18 protein-coding genes are annotated in these 21,017 nt (G+C 45.8%); 5 read left to right on the plus strand and 13 right to left on the minus strand.

Translation table 11 applies throughout. The features are described 5' to 3' along the window. Positions 1-70 precede the first annotated feature (70 nt). The 3 genes from L5L94_RS12325 to xthA are packed head-to-tail and all read left to right on the plus strand — an operon-like array spanning position 71 to position 1,727. The gene (locus tag L5L94_RS12325; protein ID WP_028761007.1) at positions 71-616 is read left to right on the plus strand and encodes a septation protein A; all 546 of its coding nucleotides are present in this window, start codon (positions 71-73) and stop codon (positions 614-616) included. Next, positions 616-915 (plus strand): YciI family protein, encoded by a 300-nt coding sequence (locus L5L94_RS12330; protein ID WP_028761008.1) that lies wholly within the window; start codon positions 616-618, stop codon positions 913-915. The genes L5L94_RS12325 and L5L94_RS12330 overlap by 1 nt, the downstream gene beginning before the upstream one ends. Next, complete coding sequence (xthA, locus tag L5L94_RS12335) at positions 915-1,727, plus strand: exodeoxyribonuclease III (protein ID WP_168824214.1); 813 nt, start codon at positions 915-917, stop codon at positions 1,725-1,727. Before L5L94_RS12330 ends, xthA begins: the two co-directional genes overlap by 1 nt. Positions 1,728-2,718: 991 nt before the next feature. Here xthA and L5L94_RS12340 read toward each other — a convergent pair. The 10 genes from L5L94_RS12340 to L5L94_RS12385 all read right to left on the minus strand — a co-directional run bounded on the left by L5L94_RS12340 (position 2,719) and on the right by L5L94_RS12385 (position 13,885). Beyond that, positions 2,719-3,144: an SMI1/KNR4 family protein gene (locus L5L94_RS12340; RefSeq protein WP_105252108.1), complete on the minus strand. Its 426-nt coding sequence runs from the start codon at positions 3,142-3,144 to the stop codon at positions 2,719-2,721. 187 nt (positions 3,145-3,331) lie between these two features. Then, the gene (locus L5L94_RS12345) at positions 3,332-3,700 is read right to left on the minus strand and encodes an SMI1/KNR4 family protein (protein ID WP_028761011.1); all 369 of its coding nucleotides are present in this window, start codon (positions 3,698-3,700) and stop codon (positions 3,332-3,334) included. 485 nt (positions 3,701-4,185) lie between these two features. After that, positions 4,186-5,637, minus strand: coding sequence for a methyl-accepting chemotaxis protein (locus L5L94_RS12350; RefSeq protein WP_263139063.1), 1,452 nt, complete (start codon positions 5,635-5,637; stop codon positions 4,186-4,188). A 104-nt stretch (positions 5,638-5,741) separates the two neighbouring features. Continuing rightward, entirely contained in the window at positions 5,742-6,233 is a 492-nt protein-coding gene (locus L5L94_RS12355; RefSeq protein ID WP_113940728.1) for a DUF1097 domain-containing protein, read from the minus strand. Positions 6,234-6,493: 260 nt separating this feature from the next. Further along, positions 6,494-8,740 carry a xanthine dehydrogenase family protein molybdopterin-binding subunit gene (locus L5L94_RS12360; protein ID WP_263163376.1) on the minus strand — a complete coding sequence of 749 codons (2,247 nt, stop codon included), beginning with the start codon at positions 8,738-8,740 and terminating at the stop codon, positions 6,494-6,496. Between the two features lies 1 nt (position 8,741). Next, a complete protein-coding gene (locus tag L5L94_RS12365; RefSeq protein WP_105252104.1) occupies positions 8,742-9,245 on the minus strand; it encodes a (2Fe-2S)-binding protein in 504 nt (167 codons plus the stop codon). A 3-nt stretch (positions 9,246-9,248) separates the two neighbouring features. After that, entirely contained in the window at positions 9,249-10,016 is a 768-nt protein-coding gene (locus L5L94_RS12370) for a nucleotidyltransferase family protein (protein WP_411569222.1), read from the minus strand. Beyond that, positions 10,016-11,032, minus strand: a complete 1,017-nt coding sequence (locus L5L94_RS12375; protein ID WP_168824222.1) for an XdhC family protein — start codon at positions 11,030-11,032, stop codon at positions 10,016-10,018. The genes L5L94_RS12370 and L5L94_RS12375 overlap by 1 nt, the downstream gene beginning before the upstream one ends. A 322-nt stretch (positions 11,033-11,354) precedes the next feature. Further along, on the minus strand, positions 11,355-13,094 hold the full coding sequence (locus L5L94_RS12380; protein WP_028761018.1) for a methyl-accepting chemotaxis protein: 1,740 nt from the start codon (positions 13,092-13,094) through the stop codon (positions 11,355-11,357). Between the two features lie 146 nt (positions 13,095-13,240). Beyond that, positions 13,241-13,885, minus strand: coding sequence for an MBL fold metallo-hydrolase (locus tag L5L94_RS12385; RefSeq protein WP_131523516.1), 645 nt, complete (start codon positions 13,883-13,885; stop codon positions 13,241-13,243). Positions 13,886-14,139: 254 nt separating this feature from the next. On the opposite strand from L5L94_RS12385, the gene L5L94_RS12390 reads away from it, so the two are divergent. Further along, a complete protein-coding gene (locus L5L94_RS12390) occupies positions 14,140-15,429 on the plus strand; it encodes an alpha/beta hydrolase (RefSeq protein ID WP_263163381.1) in 1,290 nt (429 codons plus the stop codon). A gap of 207 nt (positions 15,430-15,636) precedes the next feature. Here L5L94_RS12390 and L5L94_RS12395 read toward each other — a convergent pair whose 3' ends face one another. From L5L94_RS12395 to L5L94_RS12405, 3 genes are read right to left on the minus strand one after another with little or no spacing between them, the layout of a single operon-like run. Next, positions 15,637-16,020 carry a cytochrome c3 family protein gene (locus L5L94_RS12395; protein ID WP_263163382.1) on the minus strand — a complete coding sequence of 128 codons (384 nt, stop codon included), beginning with the start codon at positions 16,018-16,020 and terminating at the stop codon, positions 15,637-15,639. 42 nt (positions 16,021-16,062) lie between these two features. Next, positions 16,063-17,700, minus strand: coding sequence for a histidine ammonia-lyase (gene hutH / locus L5L94_RS12400; protein ID WP_263163384.1), 1,638 nt, complete (start codon positions 17,698-17,700; stop codon positions 16,063-16,065). A gap of 41 nt (positions 17,701-17,741) precedes the next feature. Next, complete coding sequence (locus L5L94_RS12405) at positions 17,742-19,295, minus strand: flavocytochrome c (RefSeq protein WP_263163386.1); 1,554 nt, start codon at positions 19,293-19,295, stop codon at positions 17,742-17,744. 165 nt (positions 19,296-19,460) lie between these two features. Between L5L94_RS12405 and L5L94_RS12410 the strand changes: the two genes are divergently transcribed. Next, a complete protein-coding gene (locus L5L94_RS12410; RefSeq protein WP_263163389.1) occupies positions 19,461-20,987 on the plus strand; it encodes a sigma-54 interaction domain-containing protein in 1,527 nt (508 codons plus the stop codon). The last annotated feature ends 30 nt before the right edge of the window (positions 20,988-21,017 follow it).

Genomic DNA, 21,017 nt, shown 5'->3' on the forward strand with positions numbered 1-21,017 from the left:
GCCCATGGTGCTTTTGCCCTTATGTTGCACATGCTACACTCAAGCCCATGTCTCTTTAACATGATTATTTATGAAACAACTGCTTGATTTCCTGCCCCTCGTCATCTTTTTTGCCGTTTATAAATTTTTCGATATTTATATCGCCAGCGGCGCATTGATCGCAGCCACCGCGCTTCAATTGATCGTGACCTATGCGCTATATAAGAAACTTGAAAAGATGCACTTAATCACCTTTGCTATGGTGACAGTGTTTGGCACACTCACTTTAGTGTTTCACGATGATTCTTTTATCAAGTGGAAAGTGACCATTATCTATAGTTTGTTTGCCATCGCCTTAGGTGTCAGTCAATTGCTCAATAAATCGATATTAAAGTCGATGTTAGGCAAAGAAATGCAAGTAGACGACAAAATTTGGGCTCGCGTAACTTGGTATTGGGTGATCTTTTTCGCCGCTTGTGGCCTAGTCAATATTTATGTCGCCTTTAGTTTGCCATTAGAAACTTGGGTCAATTTTAAAGTGTTTGGTTTAACCGCTTTAACTTTAATTAATACTGTCCTGACCGTATTTTATCTTTATAAACACCTTCCCGAAGATCAACGCAAGGAACTCAAATAATGTGGTATATGATTTCAGCTCAAGATTTTGAGAATAGTTTAGAAAAACGTTTAGCCGCACGCCCAGCTCATTTAGCTCGCCTGCAAGCCCTCGCCGATGAAGGTCGTTTACTGATCGCTGGCCCACACCCAGCCATCGACAGCGAAAACCCAGGTGATGCTGGCTTTAGTGGTTCACTGGTTGTCGCAGATTTTGAATCCTTAGTCGCAGCAAAACACTGGGCCGATGCCGATCCCTATATCGAAGCGGGCGTTTACCAAAGTGTTGTGGTTAAACCCTTTAAACGAGTCCTGCCTTAATGAAAATAGTGTCCTTTAACATCAATGGTCTGCGGGCACGCTTGCATCAATTGCAAGCCTTAATCGATAGCCACCAGCCCGACATCATCGGCCTGCAAGAAACCAAAGTGCACGATGAGGCGTTTCCATTAGCCGAAGTCGAAGCCATGGGATATCAAGTGCATTACCACGGCGGTAAAGCTCACTATGGTGTTGCCATGCTGTCTAAAATCGCACCAGAAAAACTGCAAAAGGGTTTTCCTAGCGATGACGAAGATGCCCAGCGCCGCATGATTATCGGCACATTTACCCAAGCGAATGGTCGTCCATTGACTGTGTTCAACGGCTATTTCCCCCAGGGCGAAAGCATAGACCACCCAACAAAATACCCTGCTAAACGTAAGTTTTATCAGGACTTAATGCACTACTTGCAGACAAACCACAGCAACGATGAAGATATCGCCATCATAGGTGACATCAATATTTCGCCGACCGATTTAGACATAGGCATAGGTGAAGTCAATCGTAAGCGTTGGCTAAAAACCGGCAAATGTAGCTTCCAACCGGAAGAGCGTGAGTGGTTAAAAACCTTACAAGACTGGGGCTTAATCGACACTTTCCGTCAATTACATCCAGAGCGCATCGAACGTTATTCTTGGTTCGATTACCGTAGCAAAGGGTTCGATGACAACCGTGGCCTGCGAATTGATGTGATTTTAGCAACGCCTTCACTAGCAGCACGTTTAGTCGAATCCGACGTCGATTACGATCTACGCGGCATAGATAAACCCTCAGATCATGCCCCCATTTGGAGCACGTTCAAAGAGGCTTAATCCGCTAACGTTCGACCATCTTAGTAGATATAAAACATCGGCTTAGACCGATGTTTTTTTATGGGCGAAACATATTTTATCTTTGTCGTTCGATGAATGGTAAATGAGTCAAGTGTGATACTGAACGTAATTCACTTTTGGACAGATATGTCTTGAAGACGAGTGTTTTGGGACCAATAATTTTAGTTGTGAGGAGTTTAGCGTTTGCTGATATCCACTCACACATGCTTGCCATGGTATTTGCTCGTCGACTCGCAGCCAGTCCATCCGTGAATGCTCGACCGCCCCATCTGATGTGAAAGGATTCACAAATGCCGCGATGGCATGGACGCCAAAGAGCGGCCATGGGGCGGACGATCGTCTCGCCAATCACCAAGGCTCACCTGTTTAGCATTGGCGAAACCTGTTTGTTTTAAAGAAATACATAGCATGCTTTGGGACAAAAGCGTGTTAGGTCATCAGCTATAACAGGTGAATTTCGCATAGAAATTTCTATGGTGTAACGCCTTGCTCAGCTGCATTTTTGGAGTAGAAGCTTTTGTGTTATCAAACAAAAAAGAAGGAACGGAAAAATTTCAGATACAGCAATTTGTTATGTTCGCATTCTGATAATACTATCAACATATTGATGGACCATTATTCAACTTTCACATAGAAGCAATTACATTTACAACTGAAAAGACCAATTTGAGGATCTTTAGGTGTAACTCCCTTACGTTTAGCTTGTGAGTTAGCAACTTCTACAGCGTGCTTAATCTCATTAATTTCTTTGCTAGATAGCCTTCTCGTATGCCCATGTACAGGACATCGTTCTCGTTCTCCATCACCCGATATTCGCTCTCCTGACATATTGATGCCCTCTTTCTAATTACTACCGCTTTAAACATAACGCCGCCAGCAACTGCCGGAGTGAGTTGGAAGCTTTTTTACGTCTTTTTGCAAAAAAGAAGACAGTTTACGGAGGTCAGATTGACTGGCCTTGTTAAACATTTTAGAACTTGAGCGAATAACCACTGGAAACCCACTCATTGAAATTTTCCGCCAACAATACCATAGACTCTTTCGTTAAATCGCCGAAAGGTACCCTATAAACTGGCCAGTCTTCTGAACTTATATTATGTGTGGTATCGAAGACAATTGACTCTCCCCCACCATCTGAACCAATAGCAACCAACCCAGGCAAGTATTGCTCGTAGCAATAGGCTTCTGTTAATTCGGATATCTCTTTAGCGCTCCAGAGCACAACTGAGTCATCTGGTTCTTGCACGCCAATCGGAGTTTCTGCCCCATTAGTTTCAAGCAAGAACTTCTTATACTCACTCGGAAGATCTGTTCCTAACCATTTCTCAAGAGCCTGAATGTCTTCAGCACTTGCTGGATTTTCCGGATATTCGAATTTATCTCGATATTTGCTCATAATGTTTAACGCCCATTTAAGGGGCTGATAATCGTTTGCTAAAATTGTGTAGCGAAGCGAAGTCGAGCAAACTGTTAGCAGTCCCGCTTTAAATGCTTGTATGGGTTAACGTTTGGCTAAGGGGCAGGCTTTAACCCATCACTGAGAGCGGAGCGAACGATTTGAACCACTATTTAGGCTATCACAGTTACTCAAGGTCTACACAAACCTGCTTGTGCCATGCAGAAAGATTCGGCCATTCTTCCTTAGTGCTGCCGTTGTGAGACCAATAAATTATCTCACCCGTCTTTGCTATGCAGAAATAGTCGCCATTATCCTCGATGAATGGCAAAAGGTCTCTTGGAAGACCCATGACATTCCAGGCTGTTTCAGCAATGTCAAAGATATCAAGATGGCCAGAGCCGGGTAAAATTACCGCAGGCTCAAAGGTAGCGTTTGCAACATCGCTGCCAGACTTCAAAAATGATCGGTAGTCGTCATGAAAACTGATGCCCAGTTTGCTTTCTGCGCTAGCTATTTCGGTATCTGTCGGGTTTCGAAATGGATCGTTATTCATAATTATTGTTGCCTAACGTTAAGCGGCGTCCCAAGCCAATTTTAATTGACCGAGGCGAACAAGTGATACTCTGGTGAACGTTTATCATCAACAAAAAATTTAAAATTGCTTGATATTTTTCTTAAATATTTCCGATAAAGGTTAACACAATCAGCCATATAGAAACCATCAATTTCCCCAAATTCTATTTTTACAAAACACAGATTTCCACCGCCAACCACAGTGAAATACCCTCCGCAAAAAGGACATTTTCAGACATAACTTTCTCCCCTGAAATCTATGACCGTCAATTTAGATAATGTCACGCTGATAGAACGGAATGGGGCAATATAACTAAATAGTTCTTTGGGTACTTCCAAATTAAAATGGCGGAAATCTAAGATTTCCGCCATTGTCGGATGATACGTTACTACTTAACATGAGACTCAGTATCGGGCGTTATTGCTCAACACCCCATACCGACGACTCACATTAAAGGTGACACATTAACTCGTGCGGTACTGCTTTAAAATGCCATCTAACTCGACCGAGGCATGGTGCAGATCATTGGCTAAGGTCACACTGCGCTGGGCTGTTTGTTTGATAGTTTCCGACTGATGGCGGATTTCATTCAATTGTCCGGCAATGTCGCGAGCGGCGACACTCTGCTCTTCCGCCGAGGCGGCAATTTGGCTGCTCATATCAAATACCGCATTGACCGATTGCGCCATGCCTTGAACATCATCACCGACGGCGATAATCGCACTGCGACCTTCATCGGCCTGATCGACTATCTCCATGGTAATGCTAGATAAACGAGTCGTGCCAGATTGTAAGCCTTCAATCATGGCCTGAATTTCTACCGTGGCCTGTTGAGTTCGACCCGCTAAGGTACGCACTTCATCGGCTACCACAGCAAAGCCACGACCTTGCTCACCGGCACGGGCCGCTTCAATGGCCGCATTTAAGGCTAACAAATTGGTTTGCTGGGAAATACTGTTAATAGTTGTGACTACAGCATCGATACTCGCCGCATCCTTAGACAATTGTTCCACCGATGAAAACGCCGCACCAATCTTAGTTGAGAGTAAACCAATGCTTTCCACTGTATGGCTAATACGCCCACGACTGGCCAACATTTGGCTTGAATTTTCCTTGGTTTGCAACGAAGTATTACTCGCATTAACAGAGACTTCTTCAATCGCTGAGGTCATTTGTGCCATCGCCACGGCAACGGAATCGAGGAATTGATGTTGGAACCCAATCAGTTTATCACTGGTGGCCGCCTGTTGATTAAATTCATCGGATGCCAATGATAAGGTCTGTGCATTTTTGCCAATGGCTGACACCATTTCACTCATATTGTCGGCGCAGCGATCGATTTCCCGGGCAATCAAACTGAAATCGTCAGTACCAAAGAAGTTTAATCTAAAGCTCAAATCACCATCGGCTAAGCGTTTGATGGCTAAGTACATGTCCCATAATCCACCACCGAGTGAAGTTGAAATCCAGTAACTCAGTTGGAATAAAGGCAACAAACCCACTAACGCTAACCAGAACATAAAGTTAGCATCGCTACGCGCATCGGCTTCCCACTCATGGACATTCTGCGTCAGTTGTAAGGCTTGACCTGACACACTGGCGCTGACCGTCACTTTATCCCCTTGACGCTGCGCATCACTTTGCCTTGAAGTTACAGTTAACCCGTATTGGCTGGCAAATTGAGATAAGGCGTCAGCTTGTAGCTTTTGCGCCGTTGCAACTTGCGCTAAGGTATCGACGCTAGCTTGAACCCGAGCGATTGAGGCCTGCTCAAGGTTACGGTGCGCATGTTGATAGTTGACAAGCGCCACGGCGGCCGTGATCAGCGCCACCATAGAACACACTACCCAAAACTTTCCGTTGAGACTGAACTTGATCAATATGGCATCAATGGTACGAAACTGGATTTGTTTCATCTTGATAATTCCTAAGAACAAAATGCTATTTGGCACTAAATCAGCAGTATAGCTCAGATTGTCACGACAACTATGTCAGTCATAAGATCTGAGCAGGTATTATGCTAATCCGTGCTAGCAACTTGGTTACGTGTGGCGGCAGACCACTTTTGTGTCAGAGTAACCAACTGCCCCGTTAACAGGCTCATGCTAAAACCTAATAAGCCACCAATGATCAACGACGGCACGACATTGGCCACATCACCCGCCATAGCAAAGGTAGTGCAACAGCCAATAAATGCGCCGGGAATAAAGCTAAGCTTTTGATAACTTGCCTGTAAACACATGGCCGAAGTGGCTATGCCGGTAAAAATATACCCAAATACGGGCGAAATAAAAAAGCTGCTACCCGAGATAATGAGCCAAGCCCAAAATACACCGGACAGATTTGTGCACCACGCCATCATCACGCCCTGAAAGCCAGCCTTAGGTTGAGCAAAAAAAGTGCTACAACCTAAAAAGCCGATCCAAGTGACCAGATGAAAAGCATCTGCGACGCCACACCAAATAGCCGCCAATAGGCCGGCAGAAATAGCGACTTGCCAACGATTTTCCATGGATGACCCCTTTAGTAATTCTATTCACGGAAGTTTAATACCCTTGGGCGCTCTAAAATGTGTATTTTGAGGTGGCTTGGGTAAACATATTGGTTAAATTACCTCTATTTTGGTAACAAAAACCTGATCTATTGCTAATTTTCGGCATTAATGCCCGTAAAATCGCTAACAAGCAAATTTTTTGTGGTAAAAAAACGAAAAAAGCGCTTATTAGGCGCTTTTTTGTTCAAACGGCTTTCAGTTAACCCTCTTGCCGACACTTACACTCGCAATAGTTTATTCACGGGAAGATCGCGGATCCTCTGCCCCGTCGTCGCAAAAATCGCATTGGTTAAACTCGGGGCAACGGGCGGCACACCCGGCTCACCCACGCCTGCGGGCGGCGCATCGGACTCAATAATGATGATCTCCATATCGGGGGTTTGGGGAAGTCGCAGCAAAGGATAATCGTGGAAATTCGATTGCTGCACCTTGCCCTCTTTGTAAGTGATTTCACCCATCAAGGCTAAGCTCAGACCAAATATAATCGCACCTTCTGTCTGGGCTTTTACCCTATCGGGGTTAACTATCGTGCCCGCATCTATGGCTGCGATGGCATTAAGCACTTTAAGCTGTTTATCCTCACTCACTTCCACCAACATAGCCACAGCGACGTAACTCACAAAACTGCGGTGTACAGCAAAACCCCAGCCCTGATTTTTACCCGCCTTGGGCGCCTTAGCTTGGGCTTTTTCGACCGCGTCGATTACCCCAAAATAGCGACTGACGTCCACGGGATGACGATCAAGATCTTCGCCATAGTTGCCATATTTAAACTGTTGGTCGGTAAAGGTCTCACGCCTTGCTTCACCTAACAGGCTACGCCACATTGCAGGGCAAGAAACCTGAGAACGGTGAGCCATTTCATCGACAAAACTGCCGACACTAAAACCGTGCTGAATGTTACACACAGAGCGCATCCAACCAATACGGCTATGCGCCTGCGCTTTTACCGCTTCGTATCTTAAATTTGGCAAAGCAAAGGGCACATCCACAAAGCCTAAATCCAACTCACCGCCAGAGGGATATTCCACCCCTTCAGCAAAGGTTGAACTGATCGATGGGAATCCCGTACGGGCTAAAAGCGCGGTCGGTTTGTTGCTGGCATCAAACAGCGCCTTATAGGACTGGGCGCTGATAGCATGGTAATAACCGTTTTGGATCTCATCCTCGCGGCTCCAACTCACTTTAATTGGACGCTTGAATTGCTTCGATAACAGCGCGGCTTCAACGCTAAAATCAGGTTTGGATTTACGCCCAAAACCACCACCCAATAGGGTGACATTCACTTTAATCGCATCTTCTTCCATACCCAGTGCAGCGGCCACATTTTGCTGGGTACTTTGCGGCGTTTGGGTCGATGCCCAGATTTCACAGCCCTTTTCAGTCACATGGGCAGTAGCAACGGGCGGCTCGATAGAAGAATGAATTAAATAAGGCACGGTATAAACCGCCTTTAACGTATTCGCCTCGGGCCAGTTTTTGATCTCATCACCAACTTGGCGCACGACATTACCGCTTTGCTGTACCCGCTCGACCAGTGACTTCAAATAAAGACTTGAATCATGCTGACTGTTGTCGGCTTGAGTCCAAGTGACTTTTAAGGCTTTGCGGCCTTCGAGGGCACTCCACGTGTTTGTGGCGATGACAGCAACGCCGCCCAAAGCCTGAAACGCGGGTGCGCCCTTAGCGGCGGGCAAACGATACACATCCACGACACCGGCCACTTTGCGCGCTGCGGTATCGTCCAAGCTTGCCACATCGCTCCCAAGCACGGGCGGGCGTATTATGCTGGCGTAGAGCATGCCCTCGAGTTTGATATCGTAACCATAAATCGCGCTGCCGCTTAACATGGCATCCATATCAACGATTTGGCGTGATGCGCCAATCTGCTTGAAATCTTTAACCTCTTTAAAGGTTAACGACTCAACGGCGGGTACTGGTTGCTCAGATGCGGCTAACGCTAACTCGCCGAACTTGGCCGAACGGCCCGTTTTAGCATGCAACACTTTATGGTCGGCGGTATGCACCTCGCTCACGGGAACTTTCCAACGTGCGGCGGCAGCCTGCTCTAGCATGCTTCTTGCCATCGCCCCCATCTGGCGCATACGGTCGTAATTTTCGCGAATACTGCGGCTACCGTCAGTGTTTTGGCTGGCATAACGTTTATCGGCTAAGCCTTGAATGGGGACGATTTTATCCCAATCCGCGTCTAACTCTTCGGCTAAGACTTGCAGAATACCGGTTCTGATCCCCTGTCCCATCTCGGAGCGATGGCAAGTGAGGTACACTTTGTCGTCTTCACCAATGGCAATAAACAGATTCAACCGCGCTTCTTTATCCTGCGCCAACGCCATGGGGCTCCAAGTTAGTCCGCTCGCCCCTAATGCTAATCCGCCACCCACTGCGCCAAACAGTTTTAGCACGTCGCGGCGGCTGATATTTTCTACGGCAGTAAAAGTACTCATATTAGCCCTCCTGTTTGGCATAGTTTTGCAGTGCGGCTTTGATCCGAGGATAGGTGCCGCAGCGGCAGATATTCCCCGACATGGCAGAGTTGATTTGTTCTGCAGAAGGTTTCGGATGCTGCGCCACTAACGCCGCAGCCGACATCAATTGTCCCGCTTGGCAATAGCCGCACTGGGGCACGTTATGTTCGGCCCAAGCATTTTTAAGCTTTTGATTATCCAGCCCTTCAATTGTTGTCAGACGTTTTCCTTGTGCCTGCCCCAAACTGGTTAAACAGGCGCGCACAGGTTGGCCGTCTAAATGCACAGTGCAAGCACCGCATAGCCCTGCACCACAACCATATTTAGTGCCCGTGAGCCCTAAAATATCCCGTAACGCCCACAGGATTGGCATCTTAGGATCGGCATCTAAGGTAAATGATTTACCGTTGATGAAAAGTGTTTGGGTGGAAGCGGCGGTACTGACTTCCTTGATAACTGCAGTGGTTGATAATACTTCTGCCATAACTCACTCCTTAAGTGCCAACCACGACGCAAGATCGGCTTGGGTATCAATATCAATTGCGGCGCGGGGTAGTGTTATAGCGACTAACGCTCCCCGCTGTGCTTGTTGTTTTAGAATCGATTTCGCCCCGCGATCACCACTCAAGTGAGTGAACTGCGGTAATGTAGAGGCATTAAAAATAGCAGGTACGCCTAAATCATCCAAATAATGGGCGGCAACGTCTTTACCGGTTTCATGCCATGTCAAAATCAGTTGTCGATAATCGTCTGCACTCAAGGCCACTTGGTCAGCGAGTGTCAGCAGCATGGCATCAAAGCCCTGTTCCTTGGCATAGCTTGCCGCCAAACTCACTGAGGATGCCAAGCCTGTTTGCCACTGTGGATTAACTAAAATATCAAAGGGTTGGCGGGAATGAAGCTCGACTAATAATGGCTGCAATATGTGCTGATGAGCACCGAGTATGATTAACAAAGGCGTATGCTGGAGCGAATGAGTGTCTTGGCGATCCAAACCTAAATCTTGGCAACTAACCTGCTGTAAACGCTCAACATGAGTGTTAATGATGGTTTGTTCGCGAATTTCCGTAGCGCTATGTGATGGTAGAAGTTGCGCTAACTTTACCCCATCAAAGCGCTTACTCTCACCCGCCGCAAGTACCACAATCAGCAGGCGCTTGGATGAAAGTGGCGTTTTCTCTGTCAACGTTAGCGCTGTCGACTTTGGTGCTGTAGACATTAGTACAGAAGGCTTTTGCACTGGCGGCAATGTCATCAACGCATTATCTCATCGAGATGTTTTAAGGTCGCACCATGGAGCACCCCGTGGCACTGGGCCAAAATACTTAACGCAACGGCACTCGGTAACTCGCCGCCAAGGGCAAGCCCCGCGGGAGCAGAAAATACCCCAGTAAAAGATTCAGCACTGAGCCCTGCCATTCCAAGCACTTTATCCCGTCGATGGGCAGGACCAAGCAAGGCGATATAGGCTAGCGGATGCGCTTGAATGACCTTTAATGCCGCAGCATCTAAGCCCAAGTTATGGTTCATCACCACGGCGCAATCTAATTGAGCGATATGATTCGCGGTTAATTCCCCCGCGGTCAGTTTCACTATATGGGCATGGGGGAAATCCGCCGCTCTAGCATAGGCGGTACGACCATCGAAAACTGTCACTTGCCAACCTAAAGTGTGGGCCATGGCGGCAACGGGCTTAGCATCGATACCACCTCCAAAGATCCCAAGATGGAATCTTGGTCTCAAGGGAATAATCAATGATTCTCCCGCGTCTTGGGTGAAGACGCCCGTGCGAACAAAATCGCTGGCGGGGAACGGCGTCAACTCCTCAGAATAAAACGCAGCGTGATACTGGCGCGCATCCGTCCCCGCTTTGACTAAAGGCAATTGGTAAAAACCCGACCGACCGTGGCGAAATGCCTGCACTAGCTCAACTAAGCCAAGATCATGATTCTCTTTTAGCAGAGGGATCAACATGATATCTACTATGCCACCACAACCAAGTCGATAGCTGGCATCGGACTCATCGCTTGCATCATAGGTGACGCACATGACTTGCTTAGTCTGCATGGCATTTTGAGCATGGCGACGTAAATCGGCTTCTAAACAGCCGCCACTTAACATACCCACGCCTTGACCAAACTCATGGAACAACATCATGGCACCGGGTTTACGATAGGCCGAACCTTGAATTTGGGTGATCACCGCAAGCACCCAAGCGTCATCCGCCAGTGGTAGCCAATGCTCTAGTAAATCTTCGATTTGGTGATCCATCCGCAAGGACTCCATTGGGTTAGGGAGATTTAAAAAATTTAATGCGCTTATCGCTATTGAAACTATCAACCGTAAATAACGCAGCTATCGACGTCTATTTGTCATCAAAGCTTGACGCAAGTTTTATCAGCAAATAAAACTGCTTCGTCAAACGCTCGCATTAAACATATGGACAACCAAGTTAGCAAAGGCGTGTACGTATTGAAAGGAGTAATAGATTTCAAAAAGCGTTGAAGCATAAAATATGTTCAGGGGAAGTTAAAGAGGAAGAATTGACGTCCATGTCTGAGTGGCGTTTGTTCGCAAATCAACCACATTTCATCTAAAACTGGTATTCGCCCGCCTTAGTGCGCAGTATCTGGGATTGGTTGTCTAGACTAATGGATGTCGATTCAATCTGTTCGATAATCTGTGATACTTCACGGGAATTATCGCGGATCACCATCATGCTCGAAGCGATTTCTTTAGAAACTAAGGATTGTTCTTCGGTTGAAGCGGCAACCTGAGTATTGATCCCATGAATCGCTTCCGTACTATGGCGAATATCCTCAAATACTGCCACGATACGTTGCAGTTCAACCCCCGCCTTTTGCATTAGCGTCGCCGCTTGAGTCACAGATGTACCCACTTGATTCGTACGGCTTTGAAGGCTTGCGACAATATCATCGATTTCCTTGGTGGAATCTTGAGTGCGCTGGGCTAATGATCGAACCTCATCAGCTACCACAGCGAAGCCTCGTCCTTGCTCACCGGCCCGTGCGGCTTCAATCGCGGCATTCAGTGCCAGCAAATTCGTCTGCTCAGCAATCGCCTTAATCACACTCAACACATTGCTGACTTGGGTACTTTCGTTCACTAGATGTGACATAGAGTCTTGAGTATTCCTAAACTCAGTTTCTAATACCGACATGGCTTTCAACGCTTCCGATACTGTCTGTTTACCTACAGTGACATGCGTTTCATTTTCGGCGGCGCGGCTTTCAGCATTCGAGGTGCTCTCACTCACATGCACTAAGGTCGTGGTCATTTCTTCCATCGCACTGGCGCTGGCATCCAGTTCTCTCGCCACTCGATTTGAGCTTTCACGCGAAATTTGAATTGATGCTTTAGTTTGCTTAGCTAAATCAGCCACCTCTTTTGCAATGCCATCCGTCGTCGATAATGAACTGGCAAGGGAAGAGATAAACAAGTTGATTTGATTAACGATTTCGCCAATTTCCCCCTGAGTCGTAACAGAGATCCGCCGCGCAAGATTTTTAGAACGCTGAATATCGAGCAATTCAACACAGGTCTGCACTAAGGGAGTCACAATCCTGCTCTTAACGATAATAAATCCGCCAACGGCGGCTAAAATCACGATAAATAACACCAGTTGGGACCAGTTTAATGCCGCATGCAGGGAGTCGAGTCGGTTATTCACATCACCATCGGTACGTTTATCCAATGCTGTAAAAAACTCATCAATCGGCTGCATGATCTTAGCTTTTTCTCTGTGGTATTGGTCGCTATGTAATAACTCCCTCGCCATAGTTAAGTTAGGCTCTCCTTTGATCGTGTAAGTTTGGGTGTTGGGGTCCATAAAAATACCTTTGACGGCATTCATGGCTTTCACTTCGAGGGCGACTAACGCATCTGAGTTTTGCTGGGCTTGTTCAAGGTAACGGAATTCTTCATCAGAAAAACCGAGGGACTTCATTTGCGTGTTTATAGCAATGCTAGCACCGTCAGGCTTTGGCTTATCGCCATAGCTCAGCACCAAATCCCAGTAAATCTGATGATATTTTTCAGGTCTAGACTTCTCACCATTACGGATAGCCAAAATATCCATATACATTTTTTCGTATTTTTCATCACCCGTAACAGCGTAAGTTCGAGCGAGACGCGTTAGGTCATCAGAACTTTGTCTTAACTCATCGGCAACTTGATAGGACTGATATCGAACGCTAGCCGCATCATTAAAGAGATCGATTTTAGACTTAACATTGAAGCTCAATACCGCAGAAATCACGGCACTCGCAACTATGGTCGAAAAGACCACGCTCATCATTGTTTTTGTTTTCATACTTACCCCAGTAGACGGAAGAACTGCTTTAAGTCTAGAAGGAAAAACAGAAAACATAGGTAAATGTGGGGCAATTTGTGGAAATAATCATTTGATTTGCGAGTGATTATCGCTCACAAATCAAGCAATGCTGAATGGCGTCTCAATTACAGTAAAAGTTGGTCCGCGACAAAAGGGTTATGCTCGCGCTCTTCGCCAAAGGTCGACATAGGACCATGCCCAGGAATGAATTCAACCTCGGCGCCTAAGGGCCACAGTTTTTCGGTGATCGAGTGAATTAAATCCTGATGATTTGATTGGGGGAAATCAGTGCGGCCGATAGAACTTCGAAACAAAATATCCCCCACCCACGCCAACTTAGATTGGGCAGAGAAAAGTGCAATGTGTCCCGGCGTATGCCCAGGGCAATGCAGCACTGATAAACTTTGCTCGCCCACTTTAACAATATCGCCATCCTGCAGATATTGATCCGGTTCAAAGGCATCGCAATGGGGAAAACCAAAATTTTGGCTTTGCTTAGGTAAGTTATCAATCCAAAATTTATCGGCAATATGCGGGCCAATAATCGGCACATTGGCGGCTTTCGCTAAGGCTTTTGCACCACCGACATGATCGATATGCCCATGGGTAAGGAGGATTTTTTCGAGGACGAGTCCAAGTTTCGCCACTTCGTTTTGGATCCTGTCAATATTCCCGCCGGGATCCACAACCGCAGCACGCTTGGTTTTTTCACACCAGATCAAGCTGCAATTTTGCTGAAAAGGTGTCACTGGAATAATCTGATACTTCATAGCTTCAATCTCGTGTTATCCATAAGCGATAGATTACGCTAAGAAACTCATCATGGCTCAAATTTGTATCCAAAAAATTGATCTTCACCAAAAGCTAATCAAATAATCCTAGCTTACGACATAAACTATTTTGTCTATACCCAAGTTAGCTGAAGATACGCGTTTCAGATAGCCTAGGTTGCTGCATCTTCAGCTTATTTGGGTATACAATCTGCCAATCACAATAACATGTTCCTCTGCATTAAGGTTGTTTGATGAAACCCGATATTATTCTCGCCGGAGTGCTGGCGAAAAAACACACTTTTACCTTGCCCCTCAACTATCAAAATCCAATTGCAGAGCAAATCCAAGTGTTTGCCAGAGAACTCTGTAGCCCAGAAAACAAAGATAAAAAACTACCTTATATCGTATTTTTTCAAGGCGGCCCTGGATTTGCGGCCATGCGTCCCGCCAGCAACAGCGGCTGGATCCGTCGCGCATTAAAAGAATATCGAGTGTTATTACTCGATCAACGTGGTACAGGCTTATCAACACCGATTAATTACCAAAGCTTGCAACACTTAGATCCCGCAGCTCAAGCGGATTACCTAAGCCATTTCAGGGCTGACAATATAATTCGTGATGCCGAAACGATTCGTGCCCAGCTTTGTCCCGCCGATAAGTGGGCAATTCTCGGCCAAAGTTTCGGGGGATTTTGCGTGTTACATTATTTAAGCGCCGCCCCTCAAGGCGTCAGCGAAGCCTATATCACGGGTGGCATACCATCATTAACCCGTAGCGCCGATGACGTCTATCTTGCGACTTATCAACGCGTACTGGCGAAGAATAAACAATTTTTCCAACGCTTCCACGATGCTCAACATCTCGTCACTCGCTTAGCAAAATATTTGCTTGAAAATGAAGTGTATTTGGCAACGGGTGAACGCCTCACGGTTGAAATGCTGCAGTTGCTGGGTATTAATATCGGAATGGAGCAAGGGCCTGAATCGGTTTATTATTTGCTTGAGCAAGCCTTGATCAACACGGCTTCAGGGACAGTCGTTAACCCGTTATTTTTAAATCATTTCGGTCAAATGCTCGATTACAACACTAACCCGATTTTTGCCCTGTTGCATGAAGCAATCTACTGTCAACACTCTGCTTCACAATGGTCGGCACACAGGGTTCGACAGCAATTCCCCGCCTTTAACTATCAACAAGGTAAACCGTTTTTATTCACAGGTGAGATGATATACCCATGGATGTTTGACCAATTTAGTCACTTAGTGCCGCTTAAAGCCGTAGCAGAAATCCTTGCCCATAAATCAGATTGGCCAACACTTTACAATCTAGAGCAACTGGCACAAAACCGAGTCCCTGTTGCAGCGGCAATTTACAGTGAAGATATGTTTGTAGAGATGCAATACAGTTTAGAAACCACAAAACAAGTTGGCAGGCTAAAGTATTGGTTAACATCAGAATATGAGCACAACGGCATCCGCATGGATGGAGAACGCATACTGGATAAGCTCATCAGCTTAAACCGAGGCGACACCCTAAGATAAATATGAGCTTTAAGGGCTAATTAAGTTAATGCTGAGATTATATGCCTGCTCCTCATCAGTTGAGTGATTTTGGCAAGCTTTAACGACCTATTTCCGTATGAGTAAACCGTTTTGGTTTACTCTTTTTTTTGCAAAAAATGCACTCACCTTCGGCGAGTGCATTGCCCAATAAAATAGACGACAAAGCAAAGTGACAAAATCTTAAAACTATCGCTTCATTTTAGGATAAGTAAATTCATGACATTGATTACAATAAACTTTGCTTTCTTTATGTTCTTGATGACAGTAGGTACATGGTAAATCAGAACCGTAATGTAAACTGTCATGGGGATTGGGCTCGACCGAATGCCCCGCGTCTTCAGGTCGCTTAGTCAGTTTAGCCACATCCTGAGGAGAACCATGGCAGTTAGCGCACACTGCGGCATCAGGTATGGTCTTACGCTTTACATCACCATGACAGGCGGTACAGTCGACCTGATCATTCTCACTTGTCATCACATCCTTATGATAATCCTTAATATTCATCGCATTTGTTGTTATTGGCAGCATGAACATGCAACCAAGTAAAAGTGTATATAAGGGTTTTAACATCAGACTCTTCCTATAGCGGGGCATACTGCCCCGCATAACATATTAATAATTTGCGATAAATTCAGTTGAAGTTTGGATATCAGGCGTGAATGGGCGATCTTGAGCAACAAATGGCACTTTTTCTCGGTAAGCCTTGTACATGGCTTCGGTCGCTTTACCTAAATGAAGATCTGGAGTGGCCAACTTACGTAAATCAATCGCTTGACTTGAATGCAGCAACTCTAAACCGTAGATCACACGTGTGTTGCCGACAATCTGGATCAAATTGTCCGCAGCAAGCTTCAGGTTAGTGAAAGTATCTTCAATTCCCCCCGCAATTGAAATCCCATCAAATGACACTGGGGTCGCCAACTGTTTATTACGAACCTGCATATCTACAAAAGCTTTTTGAATCGCGCCAAAAGCATGGCCATTATTACCTGGAGCACTTAAAAAGCGTGGCAGTTTAGTAAAGTGATCATCGGATAAATGGATGGTGCGCATAACACTGTTATGGGATACATGCGTCAACGCCACGCTCAAGTTTTGTACTGCCAGTGCAACAGGCAAAGGTTCAAAGTTCGTGGTTGGGAACACACCACCTTGCCCTTCGACAATATACTTAGCAACCTGTGGAAACTTCGCATACTCATTCGATGCGCCAACAATAACTGCAGGGTTATCATCCGAATGATTTATTTGAATATTTACCACATCATTCAATTCTGCTAACGCTTGTTCAGCACTGGCTAACGTGTATGCTGTCGTTCGGTAACTGAGAGGGTCCTGCAAAGGACGTTCATCATTAAGCTGCCATAAATAACTGCCATCTAACTGTTTTAGAATGTCACTTGTGCTGGCTTTAATATAAGGGAAAGGACGAATATCATTGGTTTGTGGTAAAAATGGCGCCACGTTACCATTTAATCCCTCAAGGCTTAAACCAAATAGCGTTGGCGAGATAGAGAGTAATTGCTTGGCCTCACGGTAACCTTTCATCGCATAAGCTACTGAAAACGAATTGTTAGACAGAATTGATAGCGCATCTTTCCCCATAGGCACAAGTGGTGTAATTCCGGCATCCGCCATAGCATCTTTACTGCTAACACGTTGTCCTTTGTAGAATACTTCCCACTCACCCACCATAGCTAACCCGACATGGGATGAGAGCAAAATATCCGCTTCACCTACAGTACCGTGGGCGGGGATGACTGGCGTTAACCCTTTGTTAAGGTATGCCTCATAGAGTTCAGCCACAACAGGTTGCACCCCTGTTTGTCCCGCGAGCATAGTATTTAAGCGTACCGCCAAGGCTAATCGAGTTAACCGAATCGGTGCAGCGTCACCGACTCCTGCACTATGAGCTCGAAAAGTGCTGTAGTTAAAGTTACGTGATGCCTCAAGCACTTCATCACTTAACTTGCCATTGGCATCAAATAACTTGTGATCTTTGTTCAAACCAACGCCCACAGTAAGACCATAAACAGGCTTACCTAAACGAGCAGCTTCCATCAACAAACTATTAGCTTTAACGAGTTGGGTTTTCGCTTGAGATGCAATCTTGACTTTAGCGCCATCGGCGATTGCCCATGCTTGTTCTTGCGTTAAATGTTTACCATCGAGGACAACGTGCTCCATCGCTAAAGCACTCCCAGAGAGTAGGCTTAAAGTAAGCGATGCCATCAACACTGATTTATTCATTACCATTCTCCAATACATTGTAATTTTTAATAAAAATCTAATTATGCTTGCTTAAGCACCGCCGCCTTTGCCGCGGCACAATTTCGGCCCGCGTTGCGACCAGTAACAACGCCCTCTGCGACAGCACAAGCGCCTAAACGGCTAGCACCGTGAATTCCTCCGGTTGCTTCACCTGCGGCATACAGCCCTGGAATGGCTTGGTTGGTGACTAAATGCAGTACTTCTGATCGGGTATTCACTTTAACGCCGCCCATGCAATAGTGAACTTTTGGCCACATACGAACGGCATACCAAGGCCCTTTATCTAGCACAATGGCTTCTTGCAGAGGACGTGCGAATTCTTTATCAACACCATTTTTTACCGCTTCGTTCCAACGGGCGACTTGAGCTTTTAGTGCTTTGGCTGGCATACCATAAATAGCAGCAAGTTCGTCTAAGGTTTCTGCTTTACTAATCACCTTATATTTCAGTCCCCAATCTAAGGTTTGCGCCTTACTAGCCCCTTCTGCATTAGTGAAACCAATAGGATAAACAGGCTGACCATGTTCATCACGGCGAGTCATGATAGCGTCAGCTCTCGCTTTACGATCTGCAAGTTCATTGAAAAAACGTTCACCAGTGCGCACATCCACCACAATACCGTGGGGATAGGTCGCAATCGTGTTGAACTGGGATGCAGTACCAAAGCCTTTTTCATCGGGAGATGCCCATGGGCCGAGTTGAATTTGGTCTAAATGAATAGGGTTAGCACCTAAGAGCATCATTTGCTTTAGGGCTTCTGAAGTTGCACCAGCATGATTGGTGGAATCTAAGTCGTTATTTAACTCAGGTAGTTGCATCATGCGATATTCAATATCGCGACCAAAGCCCCCCGTTGCCATAACAACACCACGGCGCGCGCCTATGCGACGTATTTTACCGGTTCGCTCATTAGGGAAATAAAAACCTTCACGAACTTCGACCCCAATCACGCGACCATCGAGATCTTTCACAAAGCTTTCGAGCTTGGTCTGATTTCTCATCACCACGCCTTTATCTCTCGCGGCGTTAATCAGCGGTCTGATAATACCTGCCCCTGAACTTTCAACGGTTTGCAAGACTCGTTGTATTGAGTGACCACCAAAATGCTGCACGAAAGGTTTCCACTTAACCCCATGTTCAATCAACCACTGACAGGATTCAGCCGTGCCATTACACACCAGTTTTAACATCTCAACATCGTTCATGCCCCGACCTGCTCGCATCATATCGGCGACCATTTCATCGACAGAATCCTTAATGCCTGCTTGTTTCTGCAACTCAGAACCCGCCACAGCCATGGCACCGCCATTGATAGTTGAATTACCACCAAAGACTGGCATCTTGTCCACAACCATAACGCTCACACCAGCCTCTCTAGCTTGTAATGCCGCAGACATCCCAGCAAAGCCGCTGCCGACGACCAGCACATCTACAATCTCGTCGAATGCTTCAGGAACAGCATCGCAACTTGCTGTTGCAGGTAAGGCTATTGCAGCCCCAAAGCCCGCAGCCATCACAGCCCCACCTTTTAGCAACTGCCGACGGCCCGTATCAATATCTTGAGTTTTACTCATGCTTACTTCCTTCAATAATGGCTGGAACTTGTCAGCATGGAAGTGCATGCGCTGTGCCAAGCACCTAAAAAGAGGTAATTAAGTGGGGAACTTTGATTGGAGGCACGGAATCACGAAATATAAAGATCTACAATCACGATACTTAATGATTAACATGAAATATCAATGGAAAAACACTTTTATCACGAATCGACACTGAGATTATGCAGTAGCCTACAACTCGAAAAGTCCCTGCAAAGTTACTTCGAGTTTATTCGGGATGAACTGCCTATTGATGGGCTATTTATTAATATTTTTCGCAAACAATTTAATGACATACAATTTATTGCTCATGTCAATGCTAATCAATCCTGTACCTTAGATAGGCAAATATCTATCCCTGAAGAACTGGCTCAGTGCTTAGATGATCCTCAACGCCCGCGCGTGAGAATTGTTAATGATATTGAGCACGACCCAATCACTGCTTTAGTTGCACCTAAGGTGATCAACGGTATTCGTTCGCTGATCATTTTGAGAATGTCTATCGAAAATACCCACCTTGGGATAGTCGGATTTTATGCCAAAACGACAGGCGTTTTTCGCCCTCGTCATGCCGATTTAATTGCTCCGCATATGCATGCATTAGCCTTAATCACTGCACTCAATTTACGCGGACGTAACTTACTTAAAGAAAATGAAGCACTCTCAAAACAGAATGTGAGCCTTCGCAGAACATTAGACGTGCAAAATGGCGTAGTGGGGGCCAACTCAGGCTTGAAGCACGTCATGCAGCAAGTGCAATCCATTGCCAAGATTAATACAACAGTGCTAATGCTCGGTGAAACGGGGTGTGGTAAAGAAGTGATAGCCAATGCGATTCACGAACTTTCTGAACGTTCAGATAAGCCCTTTATCAAGGTCAACTGCGGCGCTATTCCAGATACTTTGATTGACTCCGAACTCTTTGGTTATGAAAAAGGAGCATTTACTGGGGCTGAGTCCCGTAAAATTGGCTACTTCGAACAAGCCAATGGCGGCACTATCTTTCTCGATGAAATAGGTGAACTACCATTATCCGCGCAGGTTAGATTACTCCGTGTACTTCAAAATAGTTGTATTACCCGAGTAGGTGGACACGATGCGGTACAACTTGATATTCGGATAGTGGCTGCCACCCATAGAAATTTACAAGCTATGATACACAGAGAAGTGTTTCGGGAAGATCTTTGGTATCGCTTAGCCATTTTTCCTATTGAAATTCCTTCATTAAGACAAAGACGTACAGACATTCCTTTACTCGTACAGCATTTTATCGAGCAACTGAGTTCAAAGTTCAACCTGCCTCAATTACCAAGAGTTGCACCGGAACAATTAAATATTCTGAATCAATACGCTTGGCCAGGAAATGTCCGAGAACTCATTAACGTGCTCGAACGGGCGATAATACAACAACCTTCAGGACCGTTAGATTTTGGCTTCCTTGCTCCACATCAGGGTGAGGAAATTACGACCCAAGCAAATCAAACCGTTATCATAGATCCAAACTATGCGAGCGATAAACTTGTGCCCCTTGATGTTATGACCAGAAAATATATTAGTCATGCACTGCGGATTACAGGTGGAAAACTCTATGGTCCAGGAGGTGCGGCTGAGTTATTGGACATCAATGCTAATACGCTGCGTAGCAAAATGAAGAAACTGGGGATTGTGTAATCTTTCATCGGCAACGATGACTCTACAACA

Source organism: Shewanella sp. SM21, from assembly GCF_025654335.1.
GTDB lineage: Bacteria > Pseudomonadota > Gammaproteobacteria > Enterobacterales > Shewanellaceae > Shewanella > Shewanella oncorhynchi.